Raw genomic sequence first — 17,909 nt, 5'->3', positions numbered from 1 at the left:
GCAGGAAAGACCTTAGACATACTTGTCTGACAGTCTTCTGTATATGGAGGAGAGGCATCGAATATGCAAATCATTGTGGCGCAAGACGGAACAGGAGATTATACCCGAATTCAGGAGGCTATCGATCATGCCCCGGACCATTCGAAGGAGCCGATCCTGATTTATATTAAAAACGGGGAGTATCGAGAGAAGCTGCACATCGAAAAGCCCGGTATTACACTGCTTGGCGAAAGCGCAGAGTCAACTGTCATTGCCTTTGACGATTATGCGAAGAAAGCCTACCCGAGCGGTGAGCTATACAATACCTTCAACTCGTACTCCGTATTGATCGGGGCGAATGATTTCACCGCGAAAAATCTGACCATCGCCAATACGTCAGGAAGCGGGGACCTCGTAGGTCAAGCCGTAGCCGCTTATGTTGACGGGGATCGGATTGTATTTGACGGCTGCCGGCTTCTGGGTCATCAGGATACGTTGTTTACAGGTCCGCTTCCCGAGCAACCGATGGATCGTTCCACCTTCGGCGGACCCAAGGAGGGAGCACCTCGCGTGTACGGACGACAGTACTACAAAAATTGCTATATCGAAGGGGATGTCGATTTCATTTTCGGCTCCGCTATAGCAGTATTTGACCGATGTGAAATTTTTTCCAAGAAGCGTTCCGCCGATCACGCCATTCACGGGTACATCACTGCGGCATCCACTCCGGAGCAACTTTCCTACGGGTATGTGTTCCATCAGTGCAAGCTGACGGGGGATGCGCCGAAGCATTCGGTTTACCTGGGCCGACCTTGGCGGATCCATGCGAAGACCGCTTTTATCAATTGCTGGATGGGGGAGCATATTCATCCGGAAGGCTGGCACAATTGGAACAAGCCGGAAAGTGAACAGACCACCCGTTACTGCGAGTATAACAATGCCGGACCGGGTGCCACTACCGATACAAGAGTGAACTGGTCACATCAATTAACTCCCGAGAAGGCCTGCGCCTATGCGGTACGCGATATACTGGCCGGTCAAGACGGATGGAGTCCGGAGGAAAGCATATGAAGGTATACAAGATAGGGCTGATCGGTCTTGGCAAAATGGGCCGTTCTTATTTGAAGCATTTGGCCGGCAATCCGAAATATGAAGTGGTGACGGTTTGTGATGTCAACCCGGAATCTCTCACCTTGGCAAGCAGTATGCTTCCGGGAGTAACAACGTCCCACCGTCCGGACGATATTTTCCTCGATCCGGAAATTGAGGTCGTCGGAATCTTTACTTACGCGGACGCCAGGCCGGACCTGATCCGTCAGGCGATCGCCGCCCGGAAGCATATCATTGCCGAGAAGCCTCTTGGAATCAGCATTCAGGAGGAAGAGAAGCTTCTTGAGGAAATCGAGCAAAGCGGGCTCATGGTCGCCGTCAACTTATTCAATCGCAGCGCCTGGTACCATCGGGAGATACAGGACTTTATCCGCAGCGGCGAAATCGGACAGCTGTCCGTCATCCGTATTTCCCACCAGACTCCGGGAGATATGCCGACCGAGAGTCAGCTGCTCGAGGTTGAGGGGGCGCCTTTCCATACCTGCGGCATGCATTATATCGATGTGGCCCGCTGGTATGCAGGCAGCGAGATCAACCGCTGGGACGCACAGGGTGTCAGGACCTGGGGCTGGAAGGAGCCCTGGTGGGTTCATGTGCACGGCAGCTTTCACAACGGAATCGTCTTTGACATCACGCAAGGCTTTACCTATGGTCAAATGGCCCAAACGAAGACGAACAATTCCGGCATCGAGCTGGTGGGTACGTTAGGCTTGGCCCGGATGTCTCATGATTTTACCAACGCAACGGTTGAATATTTCGGTGTGAACCGAACCGAAAGAAAGGTCGGACCCTACGGCGGCAAAAATATCGACGTACTCTGCTCCGAGTTCGCACAGTCACTCGATACGAAGGAGAACGTCGGCTTCCCGACGCCTCGGGATAGTGTCGTTGCCTCCCGCCTTTCCTGGGACATGCTGGAGTATGCCACAGGCCATGCTCCGGTCGTAGGCAGCCCGGATGAGATGGAGCGCATTCTCGTGCATAAAAAGCAGAAGCAATAACCTTCGTAGTAACCGTTACCTTCGGTCATGACGTAGGGATGCATCAAAGAATTTCGGCCTGCTATGATCATAGTGGGCTTTTTTTCGTTGTACAACACCTGCAGTCGAGTATGATCCCGCTGAAAAAGATACAAGATATAGGGAACCTAACCTAACATTTGCTTAAAAGGAATGGAGAACCTATGGATCCGAAATGGTGGCATAAATCCGTTGTCTATCAAATTTATCCCAAAAGCTTCTATGATGCCAACAACGACGGTACAGGCGATATCCAGGGAATTACCGATAAATTGGATTACCTGCAGGAGCTCGGTATCGATATCATTTGGATATGTCCTGTGAACCGCTCTCCCATGGCTGATAATGGGTACGACATATCCGATTACTACGAAATCGCTCCTGAGTTCGGGACGAATGAACAGTTCGAGCAATTAATCCGGGAGGCGGATCGCCGCGGCATCAAGATGATGATGGATCTTGTCATCAATCATACCTCGGACGAGCATCCGTGGTTTATGGAGTCCAGAAGCAGCAAGGATAACCCGAAGCGGGATTGGTACATATGGCGGGAGCCGAAGCAGGGCAGGGAGCCTAATAATTGGGCGTCCTACTTTAGCGGTTCGGCATGGGAATTCGATTCGTTGACCGGCGAATATTATCTTCACCTGTACTCAAAGCAGCAGCCTGACTTGAATTGGGAAAATCAGCAGATGCGCGAGGAGATTTACCAGGTGATCCGGTATTGGGCGGAAAAAGGGGTCAAGGGCTTCCGCTTTGATGTGATTAGTAAGCTGTCGAAACATCAGGATTTCCCGGATGTGCCGGATGTGGAGGAAGGAAGCTATGCGCTCGGAAGAAGATACTATCTGGACGGCCCCCGCATCCACGAGTTCATGAAGGAAATTCACCAGGTGTATGAGCCGTATGATATCGTAACCGTCGGTGAAACAAGCGGTGTTACGATTGAGAATGCCAGGCTGTATACCGAGCCTTCACGGAAGGAGCTGGATATGGTATTTCAATTTGACCACATGGCTGTGGATGCGGGTCCTTATCCAGCCGGCAAATGGGAGGTCAGCCCTTTTCGATTTTTGGAATTCAAGGAAATTATGAGCAGGTGGCAGAAAGGGCTGCATGGAATCGGATGGAACAGCTTATATTGGTCCAATCATGATCAACCCCGCGCGGTGTCACGCTTCGGGAATCATGAAAAGTACCGCGTGAAAAGCGGAAAAATGCTCGCTACCTGCCTTCATCTGATGCAGGGCACTCCTTATATTTATCAGGGAGAAGAGATTGGCATGACAAACGTCAAATTCGAATCGATCGGGGACTACAACGATATCGAATTACTGAATATGTATAAGGAGAATCTGCAAAAAGGCCATACTCATGAAGAGCTGATGCAAAAAATTTGGGCGAAGGGCCGCGACAACGCGAGAACTCCCATGCAGTGGGATGACGGAGAGCATGCGGGCTTTTCCCAATCCTCGCCGTGGCTTAAAGTGAATCCGAACTACAAACATATCAATGTGAAGACAGCCATTGCGGATCCCGACTCCCTATTTTACTATTACAAGCGTCTGATCGAACTACGCAAGGATAGCGAATACAGCGACGTTATCGTTTATGGAAGCTACGATTTATTATTCGCGTCTCATCCGCGGTTGTATATTTACAAGAGATCGCACATGGATAAGACGTTAGTAGTGATTTGTAATTTTTTCCACGAGACGGAAACGATCGACGTGAAGGAGGAATTGCACTACAAGGAAATCAAATATGTCATCGGTAATGGTGATGTGACAATCCCCGGCGAGGACGGAAGCTTGTCATTGAGCCCTTATGAGTGCATGGTTTATGAGATTGACTAGACACTATTTCACGAGTCCTTCGGCAACTGCGAGGGACTTTTCTTTGTGTTTTGTTTGTAAATTGTACAAAAGCTGCTAATCAGCTTATTATCCATATTGAGCAAATCGATTTTCCATTTACTACAAGAGTCTTTGATTTATAATGAAATGTGAAAGGGGTTACAACGTTGGTTAATCCATAGTAGGGGGTTTTTCGATGAAGGGTATAAACAAAAGAGGCATCGCTTGCTTAGCGGCCATATCCATCGTAGCATTGTCCGCATGCAGCGGCGGAGGCGCTCCAACGGATAGTCCTAAGCAAGAGGGCCAATCGGTTCGTGTAGGCGATGCGAAGCTGGAGGCGGCCGAGCTGCTGGTCTTGTCGAGAGTCGCTTCGATAACGCAAGAAGAGTTTGAACGAACGATGGCGGCCCCGATTCGCGCCAAGTATCCTCATTATAAGCTGAATTATATCATCGAAGGCAAGGATACCAACATTGAAAAGTTAATGGTTGCCGGCACCGCCCCCGACATTACGATCACTTCGCTGGCCGGTCTGCATACCGCATTAATGCCCCGCAGTTTGGAATATGATCTGACCGATCTCATTAAGAAATATAATTACGATATGAACCGAATCGAGCCCAGCTTGATCGAATCCCTGAAGAACGCAACGTCCAAAGGCGGCATTTATGGCCTGCCTAAGTACACGAATACTGTCGTCATGTTCTATAACAAGGATATATTTAACCGTTTTGGAGTCCCCTTTCCTAAAGACGGCATGACTTGGGAGGAAGTAACCAAGCTTGCAGCCAGTTTGACGCGCAACGAGGGCGGCATGCAATACCGCGGGCTCTCCATGTTCTTATCCAATATGCTGCTGGAGAATCAATTGTCGCTTCCGCTGCTGGATCCGAAGGAGGACAAAAGCTCTGTGAATGTCCCGGGCTTCCAGAAGCTGTTCCAAACCTATAAAGCCATTTACGATATTCCTGGAAATAAGCCTGAGGGGGATATTACGCCGGATAAGGAGCTCACCTCGTTCCACAAGGATAAGAATGTAGCTATGGTGCTTTCTCCGATGTCTGGCTTCGGCCGATTTGAAAGCGATCCGGAGCTGAATTGGGATATCGTTGCCGCCCCTACATTTCCGGATGCCCAGGGCATGGGCTATCAGGCGAACGGAATTTATTATTTTGTAAGCAATGCAAATAAGAAGGCGGAGCAAGCGTTCCAGGTCGCGGCGGAGCTGCTGTCCGATGAGGTTCAGCTGCAAGCGAGCAAGGAAGGGCGACCTACCGTCCTGAAGGATGAGAAGATTCACGCCAGTCTTGGCAGCGACCACAGGCTGTTTAAAGACAAACATTTCAAATCGATTTTCTATAATAAATTTGCTCCTGCGCCTTTGGCCAATGCCAATCTTGCTCCGTTGGTGAATGCTTCCAGTATTCTGCAGACGGAATTTTTCACTATGATCAAGAACGGCACAGATATCAATACCGCGTTACGGCAGGCGGATGAGAAGATCAATCAGGCAATCGTAACCGCCAAAAACAAATAAAAGTTCCACTAGCAGATAGGAGGGGGAACGGTCATCGAAAAGGAATTTCTCCATCAATTTTATCCGAAAATTCTCGATGTTGTGCACCGGCCCGCCTCGTACTGGGAATTGCACAAATATCGCGTGGTGCGTCCGACGACAAGCCTCTATAATTTGGCGTTTATTTATGCGGGAGAAGGGGTGTTGGAATTAGACGGCGACCTCTATGAGCTGGGTTCCGGCTGCGTGTTTCATGTGAATCCCGGAAGGCGAATGGATTTGAAAAGCTCGCAGGAGCAGCCGCTGCAATATTTCGGAGTTCACTTCCATCAGCTGCGGATTCAATGGGAAGGTGGTGATTATCAGGCATCGTTCACGGACACTCCTCTTCCGTTCCAGAGGCTGCTGGCTCTACGCGGCCATCCGGTGCATGAAGACATCCGGACGATGTACGACTGCTGGCATGTCAAGGCAGCCGGGTATGAGTGGCAGACCAAGCTCGGGCTGTTCCAGCTGCTCAACGAATTGTCCAATGTTGTGATAACGGAGAGGACGCTGCAGGACAGCTCTTATCGCAAAATGGAAAGCTCCGTCCGCTATATCCGGCAGCATTATGCCGAACCGCTTCAACGGGAAACGTTAGCGGAGCATGCGGATTTATCGGTCAGCCATTATTCGGCCATGTTTAAGAAGGTCATCGGGATCAGTCCGTTACAGTTCGTCGAGAAGGTCCGAATGGATCAGGCAAAGTCCATGCTAACCGGCACCTCAAAGCCCATCAGCGAAATTGCCAAGGATGTCGGGTATAGCGATCCCTTGTATTTTACCCGCGTATTTACCAAGGTTACCGGCATGGCCCCCCGTCAATACAGGGGCGGTTAGGTAGTGGATATAGATAGGAGAGGAGAGAGGCATATGAAGCAAGCAAAGCGGTATTCCGTGTTAGTGGTCGGTGCCACCTTCGCCGGTCTCGGGGCAGCATGCGCCTTAAGGGACCAAACGCTCGTTCTCGAGAAGACAGGGGCGGTGGGCTCGGAATTTACCTCGTCCTACCGAGAGGGTAAGGTGGAGCTGGACCGCATCGTATCGCCGCATGCGTCAGAGCTTAGGATAGAAGCCCTTCAGAGGAATATGATCAGCGAAGCCGGAGGGATCCACTGGCCGGCCTTCGTTCCTGTTCTGCATCAACTGATTTCTAAGCATAATCTGGAGGTTTTGTTTCTTACAAGAATCGTTGAAATAACTGCATTCGCAAGCGGGGGATTTGAGGTCGTTCTAATGAATGGAGCAGGATTGTCCAAGGTACAAGCGGGTCGAATTATCGACACTACCAGCCTTTGTGATTCGGCACCTGTCAGAGCTGCCGGGAAGGTGCGCAGCCAACGGCTGAATGCCGTTGTTGTCGGTCCGGAAGGAGGGGAGGAAACCCCGCCTCAGGTGGAAGGGTTCTCCTTTCACCAAGGCCGATTCCCCTCGGAATGGGTCGTTAGCTTTCCGATCGGGCCTAAGGACGATTGGTCCGCCGCGAGAGCAGGGATACTCTCCCACTGGGCAGCCAGACCCGCAGCTTTGCAGTCTTGGAGACTGGCGACCATCGGCGATGCATTCGATGTCACTCTTGCAATAGCCGACGAGGAGCTGGAGCCGGACTGGCACTGGCATCCGTCCTGCAGGTATGCGGATCCGATCGCAGCATTCGAAGCGGGTATCCAGTACTCATTGGAGGTGCCGTCCAAGTGATTCTTTCCGAACGATGGGATGACGAGGTTGTACAGCAATCCGTTGAGCCTGCTTTTGATAAAATGTATGACGTCATTGTAGTAGGACTTGGGACCGCCGGCTCCATTGCAGCTATTCGCGCTGCACAGCTCGGACTGAAGGTGCTGGGTATTGAGCAAATGCATGGAATGGGCGGTGCCGGTACGCTTGGCGGCGTGACGGGCTATTATTTTGGAACGCGCGGCGGTATATATGAAGAGGTGGATCAAGAGACGGCTGAGCTGGAAGCTGCCCTATTCCAGAAGGCCGGGGGAGTCAACGCCAATGCCAAGAGTATCGTCCTGGAAAGGTCGGCAGCGGAGGCGGGGGCCGTTTATTTCTATGATTCGACCGTACTTGGTGTGTTTATGGAAGGAAGGCAGGTCAAAGGATTACGCTGGATAGGTCCCGAAGGGATTCGGAGCACCGGAAGCAAGGTCATTATAGATGCGACCGGGGAAGCCGAGGTTTGCGCCTTGGCAGGATGTGAGGTGCGTCGAGGCCGTTCGGCAGACGGACAGGTGCAGCCCTTCTCCAACGTCGTACAACTGCTCAGGGAGAACAAGGTTCAACACTACTATACGGATTCGGGCTACGTTGATGCTGCAGATCCGGTAGGCTTGTCTCGTGCTATTGTTCAATCGTCTTTGTTGGAAACGCATTTGAGGCCCGTATATCAAGAAGAAGCGAGGCTGCTCAAAATCGTTCCGCAGCTGGGTCTGCGGGAAGGCCGTCTCATCGTAGGCGAAGAGACCGTAACCTTTAGGGACTTTATCGAAGACCGCTATACGGCGAAGCCGATTTTTTACGCATATTCGAATTTGGATAATCATAGCAAGGATATTGCGCTGGAAAGTGAAGCTCAGCAGGACTGGTCAGTGGTTTCGAGTCTATGGGGCTTAAACTTCCGGCTTCCGATTCCGATGGGAACTCATATTCCCCAAGATACGGAGGGCCTCCTGATTGCCGGACGAAGTCTGTCGCTGGATCATGATTTGGCAGGGTGTATTCGTATGAAGCGGGACATGCAAAAAAGCGGGGAAGCGGCGGCAGATATGGCTTTCTTAAGTATTACCAAAGACTGCTCCCTGAAAAATGTGCCTTATGAGGAACTCAGGACGCTGCTGGAGGAGACCGGCTGCTTCGAAAAGGATAAAGGGGTAGAGTTCAAAGACAGCTCCGTCCGCACGAACAACGACTTCCTTGCTTGCAAGTGGCTGACAGATCCCGAGGAGATCAAAGCGGGTTTGGCAAGCACCAAGCCGGGTATTGCGATATGGTCGGCAAAGCGCTTAGGCGACAAGCTCGTTCCCCGTCTTCTTGATTGGAGTGCGAATGCCGAAGAGCAGCATCTCGCGAGACATAGCGCTATGACGCTCGGCTTACTTGGCTATACTGAAGCGATGACTGTTCTACGAAGCATGGTAAAGGAGCGGGATATGTTCGTTCCTTACACGAGCCGTAAATATAATCAGGCACGCGGCTATGCAGCCGTCTATCTCCTCGGAAAGCTTCGGGACAAAGAAATCGTGCCCGAGCTGCTGGACATGATTCAGGATGCCTCTACATTGCCGCAGATGCAGACGGAGGAAAGAAATTGGGAGTTTATTTCCGACCCGCAGGAGCTCTATTTCCAATACTTCTCGTATTCGGTGATGGCTTTGTTACGCATTGCCGACCGGCACCCGGAGCTAAGGGAATCCGTGGCTAAGGCCATCCAAGAGCGGTTAAACGACCCTGAGCTAGAGCTGAAAATATCCTTTAAAGGCTCTCGGGTCATCAAATATTCGATGAAGGAGCGGATTGCGCAGCTTGTCCGTAAGTGGACTGAAGGCTGGAACATTATCGTTCAAACATAGAACTAACAAAGATCCCCTGGCTTACCTAAGCCAGGGGATTTTTGTATATTCCGGGAATAATTCGAATTGGAGCCGGGAACATTAGACACATCCTGATGAAGGTGTGTGAAGTCGATTGAGTCAAAAGTATGTAAACGAAACTAGAGTAATGAAAATCTCTCGGGTGTTTCCCCTTGATGTTAATAATCACAACACATTGTTCGGCGGAAAGCTGATGTCCCTGATCGACGATATCGCCTCGATCTCCGCTTCCAAGCTATGCCGTGGAACCGCCGTAACGGCCTCAACGGATTCGGTAGACTTTCTGAAGCCGATCAGGCCTACGGACAGTGTTTCTTTGGAATCGTTCGTTACCTGGACAGGCAGAACCTCTATGGAGGTTTTTGTTAAGGTCATGACGGAAAACCTGTATACGGGCAAAAGAGATATCGCCGCAACCTCCTTTTTGACCTTTGTCGGATTGGATGACAATAATCAACCGATCCCTGTCCCGCGGATTATTCCGGAAACGGAAGAAGAGAAGAAGCTGTTCGAGACGGCCCGGCAGCGGGCTGAAATGCGCAAAATCCGTAGAGAAGAAAGCAAGAAATTTGCGGACTTTTTGCTGACGAAATACCCTTGGGAGTGAAGAAAAACCACAGCAATGTGGTTTTTTCTTTCCCAACGGATATGTTGAGGAGCCTGTTACCACAAGGTGGGAATAACCTTGATTTTTTTGTCCAGCTTCGATAATACGGAATGATGGGCATTAAAAGTGAACATATGACGGATCCGGTAGGTGGACATAACAATAGCCGTTAATGCCTCACTTAACGAATATTTTAGATCGGGTCGTTCTATCAGCAAACGCCGCGACTCCAGCTCCAGCTCCGGGTTTCCCGAAATGACCGTTAACTTTCCAAGTCCGGCCGCCTTATCTACCGTATTGAGAAAGTATTCAGCCTCCGGATAACCAAATTCATTACGCAACCATTCATGGACATCAAATAAAATATAGTTCGTCGTGACAAAATGCCTATCAAGGTCGTCCAGATCAATAAACAAGGATTTGGCTTTCATGTATTGAGGATTGGACGGATTCATAAAAGCGGTAAACGCGGTTTCATCAATAAATACAGATTGGGGATAGGATTCAAACTCAGCCATCGCACTTACACCTCCGGTTATTTTCCACATAGGCCATCCAATAAGAGGAGTGGATTATTCTCCTTTTGCTCCGTGGTTACTTGACGGGCCGAGCCGGTTTGACGGTGGGCCAAGTGCTGCTCAATAATGTAGTTCACGAGTCCTTGTACCGTTGTATCTTGTTCCTCCGCCGAGGTTTTCAAGCTTTCATACAAAGCGGGCTCCAGTTCAATCACAGCTTGATTTTCTTCATAGCGTGACAGTAAAAGCTCAGATGCGGAGCTTCTCATTTTATCAATGCGGTTTCGCAGGTAATGCTTATAATTTGTCATGACGTTATCCCTCTTTCTTCGACAAATCCTGTAAAAATATTCGTGCTTCTTTGTATTTTTTTGGGTGTATTTCGGGAAAATGTTCTAATTACAGTGAAATATTAATGAGATTAATCATTAATAACATCAAATGATGTCGAATACCAGATTTCATCCTTCATGTTAAATTAATCCAAATTTCAGGTTATTTTCAGCTTTGTCGCCTATAATCATGCACAGGTTGACGACATCCATTTCATGCACTACAATATGTAGTGTGAGGTGAGCGCAGATGAAGATCAACAACTTCAAGTTTCATGAAAGGGGACTGAACCGATTTTTTGGACCGTTAGAAGCACGTATCCTGGAGATTCTTTGGGAAACGCCGGGGCAATCGATTAAAGCGGTTCAGGAAAAGCTGGACAAGGAGAAATCAATCAATTTCAATACCGTGATGACGGTGATGAACCGGCTGGTAGAGAAGGGCATTTTATCCAAGAAGGTATCGGGGCGTACGTCGCTGTATAGTCCAACGCAATCGAAGGAGCTGTTTCTCGAAGAACAGTCGAAGGAAATCACGCATGAGCTGATTGAAGATTTCGGGCCCCTGGTTGTGAATCATATGATTGATGCCTTGGAGGAAGCGGATCCTGACCTTCTTGAGCAGCTGGAACAAAAAATTAAAGCGATGAAAAAGGAAAAATAACGTTATGTGGGAACGTCGTTCGAAAACGATTTTCTGGTCAACGGTGCTTTTGTCCTGCTTCATTTTCTTTCAAATGATTATGCACGCATCCCATCTCACCTTTCACTGGTCACCGGGCTTTAATATTTTCGAAATCTGCAGCAGCTGGATCCAGGCATTAGGACTTTCCTTTGCAGTTTATCTAATGAATGCTTTGGTCATTTGTACCTTACTGCATTGCTTCTGGCTAGCCGTCAAGCAAGCTTACCTGGTTAGGCGGGCGGTTGTTAGGCTGGAGCGTAGTCGGAATGAAGAGCTTACACAGAAGGTTACGGAACGATACCGGCTAAACCAAGGAAGTATCATTGTTACAGACCATTCTGAAGCGGTTGCGATGACAATGGGCTTTGTTCGTCCTCAAATCGTCATTTCCGCCGGGTTAATTCAATTATTAAATGAATCTGAGCTTGAAGCGGTGTTGCTGCATGAGCAGTATCATTTGACGAAGAGGCATCCGTTCAAAAGCTTCCTGACATTGTGGTTTTCTTCTTCGTTATGGTTTATCCCGATCCTTTCCTGGTGGCACCGATATTACAAAATAACTCAAGAGGTGCTGGCCGATAAATTTGCGATCCAAGTCAAAGGAGCGGAGACAGACTTAGGCAGCGCACTGTTAAAGCTAATGAAGCGGAATCAAGCATCGATACGAGCTGCCCACTCTGCATTCGCCGATACGTCGGTTAACTATCGGATCAAGCACATGATCGACCCAGAAGCGGAGCTGAAATTCCACTTACCATGGCAGCATCAGTTGTTATCCTACTTGGTCATTATTTTTTTGACCGGTTTATTTGTCCTGCTGGGCAGATAAATTTTTTTACCCATTAACACTACGCTATGTAGTGCAATTCGGATAATAGGAGGAATATAAAAATGAAGAAACAAATGTTATTTTCGGGTGTTGTTGTAGCGTTATTAGCGGGTGGTTACGGCGCTTACGATTATTATGCCGGAAATCATGTAGAAGTTAAGGAAGTGGTCTCCAGCAGCAGCGCAGCTTCAGTACAAGCGGGGAATAGGGCGGCTCAGCAGCTGAACGGCCAGTGGACGATTCAACCGGAATCAGAGGTATATTTCTCTGTCACTACCTCCAAAGAGACGGTTAACTTTGCGATTAACGCGGTTCATGGAAATTGGCAGTTAGATTCCAGCGACGTCAGCAAAACGGCAGGGACTGCCAATGTCGACCTTACCAAGCTTAGTTCGGGAAACGGACAACGGGACAATCACATTAAAGGGAATGACTATTTGCAAGTAGAGAAATTCCCCGAGGCGAAATTCACGGTAAAATCGTTCGATAAGCTTCCTACGACATGGCAAGAAGGTGTGAAAGTGCCGTTCACGATGACGGGGACACTGGACGTCAAGGGGATTTCGAAGGAGGTTACGTTCCAGAACGAAGCTGTATACGACCAAGGACTTCTGAAAATGCAAGGGAAAACCGTCGTCACTTTTGCTGACTTTGGGATGAAAAACCCTCATACGGTTATGCTGGATACGGAGAATAACGTTACATTACAACTGAGCTTGGTATTTAAGCGGCAATAGAGCAGAGGAAAAAGCATGAGGATTCTTGGGCTTTTTTTGCTGCATGAACTTTCATAGAAAGAGGACCTGGCGGCTGACCAGGTCCTCTTTGAGCTGCAGATTGATTTAAAAGAATGTCACAAGTTCCTTCTTAATCTCTTCGTTGGTTCCGCCGACAACCTTTTGGAATTGCTGCATGCCGAAGAGAGCTTGGATTTGACTCGGATAGGTTTGAGTAATATTGCGCAGACGAATGGCTTCGTCGAACTTCGCCGGGTGGGCGGTTGACAGGACTACCGTTACTTCACCCGGTGGCGTAAGCTTGTCTGCCGCGGCAGCTCCGCACGCCGTGTGAGGATCGAGCAGGTATCCGTGTTTTTCATGATATTCGCTTATGGTGTTAAGGCACTCTTCATTACCCACGCTGTGAGCACCGAAATCGGCTTGCACTTGCTTAAGCGCGTCGCCGGTAATGTCGATGCGTCCTTCGGCTTTGAACTGAGCCATGAGCCCGGTCACCGTTTCGCTGTTCTCCCCGTACAAGTAGAACAGATAACGTTCGAAGTTGCTTGCGACTTGAATATCCATGGACGGACTGTGCGTTCCGCGGAACTCGCCGGGCTGATAGACGCCATCCTTCACAAAACGGGCAAGGATATTGTTCTCATTCGTCGCAAGAATCAATTGATCGATGGGAAGTCCCATCTTTTTAGCCAGATAACCGGCAAAAATATCGCCGAAGTTGCCTGTCGGCACGCTGAAATTGATTTTTCCCGCAATCCCTTGGTTCGCCAACTGGAAATACGCGTAGAAATAGTATACGGTTTGCGCGAGAATCCGGGCGATATTGATGGAATTGATCGCGCGAAGATGATAGCGATGCTTGAATTCAACGTCTGCGAACAGTTCCTTAATGATGCGCTGACAGTCATCGAAGGTACCATCTACAGATAAATTCAATACATTAGCGTCATCGACTGTAGTCATCTGAAGCTCTTGTACCTTGCTTACCTTCTGGTGCGGATGCAGAATACAGATGCGGATTCCTTCCTTGCCCCGTACGCCTTCGATCGCGGATGCACCTGTGTCTCCTGACGTTGCACCAAGAATGTGAATGATGGAATTCGTTTTACGGGAGACATAGGAGTACAGATTACCAAGGAATTGCAGAGCGATATCCTTGAAGGCGAAGGTCGGTCCGTGAAACAGCTCCAATACATATCGGCCTTCATGGAGACGGAGGACCGGTGTTACCGCCTCGTGACGGAATGTCGAGTAGCTGTCGTCAACCAGCTTTTTGAGGTCCGCCCGTGGAATTTCATCATTCACATATAAGGAGAATACCTCCAAAGCCAGCTCCTGGTAAGTGAGCTCTTGCCATTGCTTCAGGGTGTCTTCCGATACTTGCGGAATTCGTTCCGGGACGAGCAAGCCGCCATCGTCGGCGAGTCCCATCAAAATGGCGTCGATGAAGCCGATAGGGGATACTTGTCCCCGAGTACTGACATAATTCATGTAAATTCCCCTTGTGTGAGTTATTTTAGTGTATTGTATCAAAAATTTGCGCTTCAAGACAGTGCTGAAAGCAAAAACTCCATATGATCCTACCGGAACTCCCAATTTTAACCGCTTACATGACGCAAGTCTTAACAGAGCAACATTTTTAGATAATGCAGCGGTACAATTTCAGATTATATATTTCATATAGTTATAGCAAATAGTCCATCCAATCCCTGTCATAGTCTCTATTCTAGCAAGTGACCGTATAGCGGTATCCGAACGGCTGGACGCCGGTCTATGGCAGACGGGAGGCTGTTTATGAATCCAAGGGGGAATGAATTTTGAAAATCTGTAAGCGCTTACTATTATCGTCGTTTCTAACAGCTTCTTTATTGACGGCTTCCGCATGCACCGGGACGGGAGGCTCCAATGAGACGGCCCCGAGCCGGATCAAAGAACAGAATACGAACCGGGAGCCTGTTGAAATCACTTTTTATCGGCCGAATACCGGAACGACAGAAGAGCAGTTTATGGATCTCATGGGGAAGAAGATCAAGGAGAAGTTTCCTTTCGTGACACCGAAGTTTATTCCGTTCGGTACCGGAACAAGCGTGAATGAGGTAATCGCCTCCGGTCAGCCGCTGGATATCGTCATCCTTTCCATCGGGTTTGTACCGCAGTTCCACAACCTAAATTTATCTACTGATCTCGACGAATTGATCAAGAAGCATAATTATGATACGAACCGCTTGGAAACAACGACCTTTGACTTCGTCAAACAATTCGGGAACGGCAAGGTTACCTTTCTCCCGATCTTCACGACTGCACACACTTTGATGTACAACAAGGATATATTTGATAGATTCGGTGTACCTTATCCTACGGAAGGAATGACTTGGGACGATATTTATGAATTGTCCAAAAAACTTTCCCGCACGGACGGGGGAACGAAATACTACGGCTTCTTAACCTCAGTGGGCCATATGATGCGTACGAATCAATTGGCGCTCTCCTTCGTCGACCCAAAGACACAACAGCCTCTGACCGGGTCGGAAAAGTTTAAGCAGGTGGTCGAAAACTTTGCACGGTTCTATAACATGCCCGGTTCCGAGCTGCCGAAGGAAAAATACGGTAAAGAGGCCGACATGTTCCTTAAGGAGCGTACACTAGCGATGTATGCCTACTTCAACAGCACGATGGTGAGCGCGCCGGCCGATTTGAATTTGGAGGCTGTGCAATTACCATCGTTTAAGGAGGCTCCCGGAGTCGGCTCCCAGATGTATCCTACCTTCGCAAGCGTATCGAGCACCAGCAAAAACAAAGATGTCGCGTTTGAAATATTGGCTTATTTGACATCCGATGAGATGCAAACCAAATTCGCCAAAGACGCCCTAGGCATGCCGATCGTGAAGAACAGTTCAAACATAATGGAGTCGTTCGGTGCAGACATAGCGACGTTAAAAGGGAAAAACTTGAAGGGCTTTTATCCCGTAAAACCAGCAGCCATAGCGCCCAAGACGATTTATGACGATCTGGCGGAAAAGCATTTGACTACTGCGTTTAGAGAATACGCACAGGGCGCAAGCGATGTGAATACCGCTCTCCGTAAGGCAGTGGAGTCCGCGGTGAAGGATATCGAGGCGGCGAAGCAAAAATAAGCGTAAGTTACCATAGAAAGGGAGGGGGGGCAGGCTATAGTATTCGGAAAACTTCGAAGTTTTATGAAATATTCGTATAGTAAATGATTTTTTCGATAGGAAACCCGAACAATTGACTTGATTTAATCCGAAACCCTATGTAATATAATGATTAAGTTCTGAGTTATGGGTCAATAATCGTGCTAGAAGGTGATCCCATGCCCCCAATCGACACCAATGAATACAAGAAGAAGCTGTGTCACCTTTACAATGAAATTTCTAAGGAGCTATTCGGGTTTGGTACTACTTCATTGAAGGCTTCGCTGGAGGATAACATCATCACCCTTTATGCCAAGCACCGTAAGTCACCGCGCTCCACCGCCTTGGAAGGGGAAGCTCCTTCGTTAAAGCACGAGGTTGATTTTTACATGTCCTCGATATACAAGAAGCGGATCCGGGAGAAGCTGGAGCAGGAGTTTGGACTGACGATTGAAGCAGTACTGCGAGACTATGATCCGCATACTCAATGGTCCATTACGAACATAATTGTTAAGGAAAACTGAATACAAAGCCTGCGGTGATTCTCTTTTGATCTATCTTAAGTGTTTCCCGCCCCGTTTACAATTTAGATGTCACTTGGCTTCGTTTACGATGAAAAGTGCTCTTGTGAGAATGTTTTTTCTTCTTCCAAGGGTACTTTTCTTTTTTTGGGGGGATTTTCAGGGCTGAGCATGACTAGCATCGTTGGCTCTCGGGAACCATACTTGTAAAAATAGGCAAGGGTTTGCAGACAAAAACATGTAGAAATGAAAAATGGGAGGAACAGATGATGAAAAAGCATATGAATCGAAGCCTTATTTCTTTAACGATCGTTGGACTGGCCTTGACGGGCTGCGGGGCCGCTAAAGATCAAACAGGGGGCGGTACGAACGCAGGAACCGATGCGGGAGCTGCCAAAAGCGGGGAGCCGACTCAGCTGGTCATTTCCACATGGGGCTTTTCCGACGATTTCTTCAAAAATGAAGTGTATGCCCCATTTGAAAAGTCTCATAATGTCAAGATCGTTTTGGACAAAGGCAACAACGCCGACCGCCTGAACAAAGTTCGCCAAGGCACTTCTAACGTGGACCTTATTTATTTATCCGACTATTATGCCCAGCAAGGTATCGAAGCCGGCATGTTCGAGAAGATTGATCGCAGCCGCCTTACGAACCTCAATGACATTTACGATATGGCCAAGGCGCCGCTTGGTGAAGACTACGGCCCGGCGTACACGGTCGGCCAGCTCGGCATTGCGTACAATCCCAAAGCACTAGGGGGAAAAGAAATCACCTCATGGAGCGACCTGTGGAGTCCGGAGCTTGCCAAGAAGCTGACCATGCCTAACATTACGGGAACGGCCGGTCCGATGGTTGTCGATGCCGCGTCCGTCGTAGCAGGGAGCGCGCAGTTCAATGAAGATCAGGCGTTTGCCAAGCTGACGGAGCTGAACAAAAGCGTCGTGAAGTATTACGGACAAACCTCCGAGTTTGTGAATATGTTTGCCCAGGGTGAAATCGCTGCGGGACCGATCATGGAAATGTACGTGAAGGATCTTCGCGCTTCCGTGCCGGAAACGAAGTTCATCACGCCTAAGGAAGGCGGCTACGCTGTCTTGAATACGGTCAATATCGTAAAAGGCAGCAAAAACAAGCAGCTTGCCGAGGACTTCATTAACTACCACTTGAGTAAGGAAGTACAGGAGAAGCTTGCTAAGGCAAAAATCGATTCGCCGGTCAACACGAAGCTGCAGCTATCGGGAGACGATACGAAGGGCATCACCTACGGTGCCGAAACGGTAACCAAGCTGCGCAAGCTGGATATGAAATTTGTGAATGCGAACTTGAAAGGCTGGATCGACCGCTTCAACAAGCAAGTTGCTCAGTAAATAGGAATGGACAAGGGTATATGACTACTGCATGTAC

At 48.8% G+C, this 17,909-nt stretch carries 17 protein-coding genes; 14 read left to right on the top strand and 3 right to left on the bottom strand.

What is annotated here, in order from left to right:
• Positions 1–63: 63 nt before the first annotated feature.
• The 8 genes from QMO62_RS06480 (at position 64) to QMO62_RS06445 (ending at position 9,728) form a co-directional block, all read left to right on the top strand.
• Positions 64–1,050 carry a pectinesterase family protein gene (locus QMO62_RS06480; protein ID WP_284639551.1) on the top strand — a complete coding sequence of 329 codons (987 nt, stop codon included), beginning with the start codon at positions 64–66 and terminating at the stop codon, positions 1,048–1,050.
• A complete protein-coding gene (locus QMO62_RS06475; protein ID WP_284639549.1) occupies positions 1,047–2,090 on the top strand; it encodes a Gfo/Idh/MocA family protein in 1,044 nt (347 codons plus the stop codon). Before QMO62_RS06480 ends, QMO62_RS06475 begins: the two co-directional genes overlap by 4 nt.
• A 182-nt stretch (positions 2,091–2,272) precedes the next feature.
• Entirely contained in the window at positions 2,273–3,964 is a 1,692-nt protein-coding gene (locus tag QMO62_RS06470; RefSeq protein ID WP_284639547.1) for a glycoside hydrolase family 13 protein, read from the top strand.
• Between the two features lie 196 nt (positions 3,965–4,160).
• The gene (locus QMO62_RS06465; protein ID WP_284639545.1) at positions 4,161–5,504 is read left to right on the top strand and encodes an ABC transporter substrate-binding protein; all 1,344 of its coding nucleotides are present in this window, start codon (positions 4,161–4,163) and stop codon (positions 5,502–5,504) included.
• Between the two features lie 108 nt (positions 5,505–5,612).
• Entirely contained in the window at positions 5,613–6,365 is a 753-nt protein-coding gene (locus tag QMO62_RS06460; protein ID WP_284639543.1) for an AraC family transcriptional regulator, read from the top strand.
• Positions 6,366–6,398: 33 nt separating this feature from the next.
• Complete coding sequence (locus QMO62_RS06455) at positions 6,399–7,223, top strand: FAD-dependent oxidoreductase (protein WP_284639541.1); 825 nt, start codon at positions 6,399–6,401, stop codon at positions 7,221–7,223.
• Positions 7,220–9,100 (top strand): FAD-dependent oxidoreductase, encoded by a 1,881-nt coding sequence (locus QMO62_RS06450; RefSeq protein ID WP_284639539.1) that lies wholly within the window; start codon positions 7,220–7,222, stop codon positions 9,098–9,100. Before QMO62_RS06455 ends, QMO62_RS06450 begins: the two co-directional genes overlap by 4 nt.
• 115 nt (positions 9,101–9,215) lie before the next feature.
• Positions 9,216–9,728: an acyl-CoA thioesterase gene (locus tag QMO62_RS06445; RefSeq protein WP_284639537.1), complete on the top strand. Its 513-nt coding sequence runs from the start codon at positions 9,216–9,218 to the stop codon at positions 9,726–9,728.
• 56 nt (positions 9,729–9,784) lie between these two features.
• Here QMO62_RS06445 and QMO62_RS06440 read toward each other — a convergent pair whose 3' ends face one another.
• The gene (locus tag QMO62_RS06440) at positions 9,785–10,246 is read right to left on the bottom strand and encodes a type II toxin-antitoxin system VapC family toxin (RefSeq protein WP_284639535.1); all 462 of its coding nucleotides are present in this window, start codon (positions 10,244–10,246) and stop codon (positions 9,785–9,787) included.
• 17 nt (positions 10,247–10,263) lie between these two features.
• Positions 10,264–10,557, bottom strand: coding sequence for a hypothetical protein (locus QMO62_RS06435; RefSeq protein WP_284639533.1), 294 nt, complete (start codon positions 10,555–10,557; stop codon positions 10,264–10,266).
• 271 nt (positions 10,558–10,828) lie between these two features.
• Here QMO62_RS06435 and QMO62_RS06430 point away from each other — a divergent pair, with 271 nt between their 5' ends.
• The 3 genes from QMO62_RS06430 (at position 10,829) to QMO62_RS06420 (ending at position 12,829) form a co-directional block, all read left to right on the top strand.
• Positions 10,829–11,242: a BlaI/MecI/CopY family transcriptional regulator gene (locus tag QMO62_RS06430; RefSeq protein WP_284639531.1), complete on the top strand. Its 414-nt coding sequence runs from the start codon at positions 10,829–10,831 to the stop codon at positions 11,240–11,242.
• Positions 11,243–11,246: 4 nt separating this feature from the next.
• Entirely contained in the window at positions 11,247–12,092 is an 846-nt protein-coding gene (locus tag QMO62_RS06425) for a M56 family metallopeptidase (RefSeq protein WP_284639529.1), read from the top strand.
• A gap of 62 nt (positions 12,093–12,154) precedes the next feature.
• Positions 12,155–12,829, top strand: a complete 675-nt coding sequence (locus QMO62_RS06420; RefSeq protein ID WP_284639527.1) for a YceI family protein — start codon at positions 12,155–12,157, stop codon at positions 12,827–12,829.
• 105 nt (positions 12,830–12,934) lie between these two features.
• Here QMO62_RS06420 and thrC read toward each other — a convergent pair whose 3' ends face one another.
• Positions 12,935–14,323 (bottom strand): threonine synthase, encoded by a 1,389-nt coding sequence (gene thrC, locus QMO62_RS06415; protein ID WP_284639525.1) that lies wholly within the window; start codon positions 14,321–14,323, stop codon positions 12,935–12,937.
• 326 nt (positions 14,324–14,649) lie between these two features.
• On the opposite strand from thrC, the gene QMO62_RS06410 reads away from it, so the two are divergent.
• The 3 genes from QMO62_RS06410 (at position 14,650) to QMO62_RS06400 (ending at position 17,872) form a co-directional block, all read left to right on the top strand.
• Positions 14,650–15,966 carry an ABC transporter substrate-binding protein gene (locus tag QMO62_RS06410; RefSeq protein ID WP_284639523.1) on the top strand — a complete coding sequence of 439 codons (1,317 nt, stop codon included), beginning with the start codon at positions 14,650–14,652 and terminating at the stop codon, positions 15,964–15,966.
• Between the two features lie 197 nt (positions 15,967–16,163).
• Complete coding sequence (locus tag QMO62_RS06405) at positions 16,164–16,508, top strand: DUF2294 domain-containing protein (RefSeq protein ID WP_284639522.1); 345 nt, start codon at positions 16,164–16,166, stop codon at positions 16,506–16,508.
• A gap of 266 nt (positions 16,509–16,774) precedes the next feature.
• On the top strand, positions 16,775–17,872 hold the full coding sequence (locus QMO62_RS06400; RefSeq protein ID WP_284644874.1) for an ABC transporter substrate-binding protein: 1,098 nt from the start codon (positions 16,775–16,777) through the stop codon (positions 17,870–17,872).
• Positions 17,873–17,909: the final 37 nt, after the last annotated feature.

Origin of the sequence: Paenibacillus silviterrae (genome assembly GCF_030167925.1) — a bacterium.
In the GTDB taxonomy this organism is placed as follows: domain Bacteria; phylum Bacillota; class Bacilli; order Paenibacillales; family NBRC-103111; genus Paenibacillus_G; species Paenibacillus_G silviterrae.
Note: the sequence above shows the minus strand (reverse complement) of the source record. Positions and strands in the feature narration are given on the sequence as shown.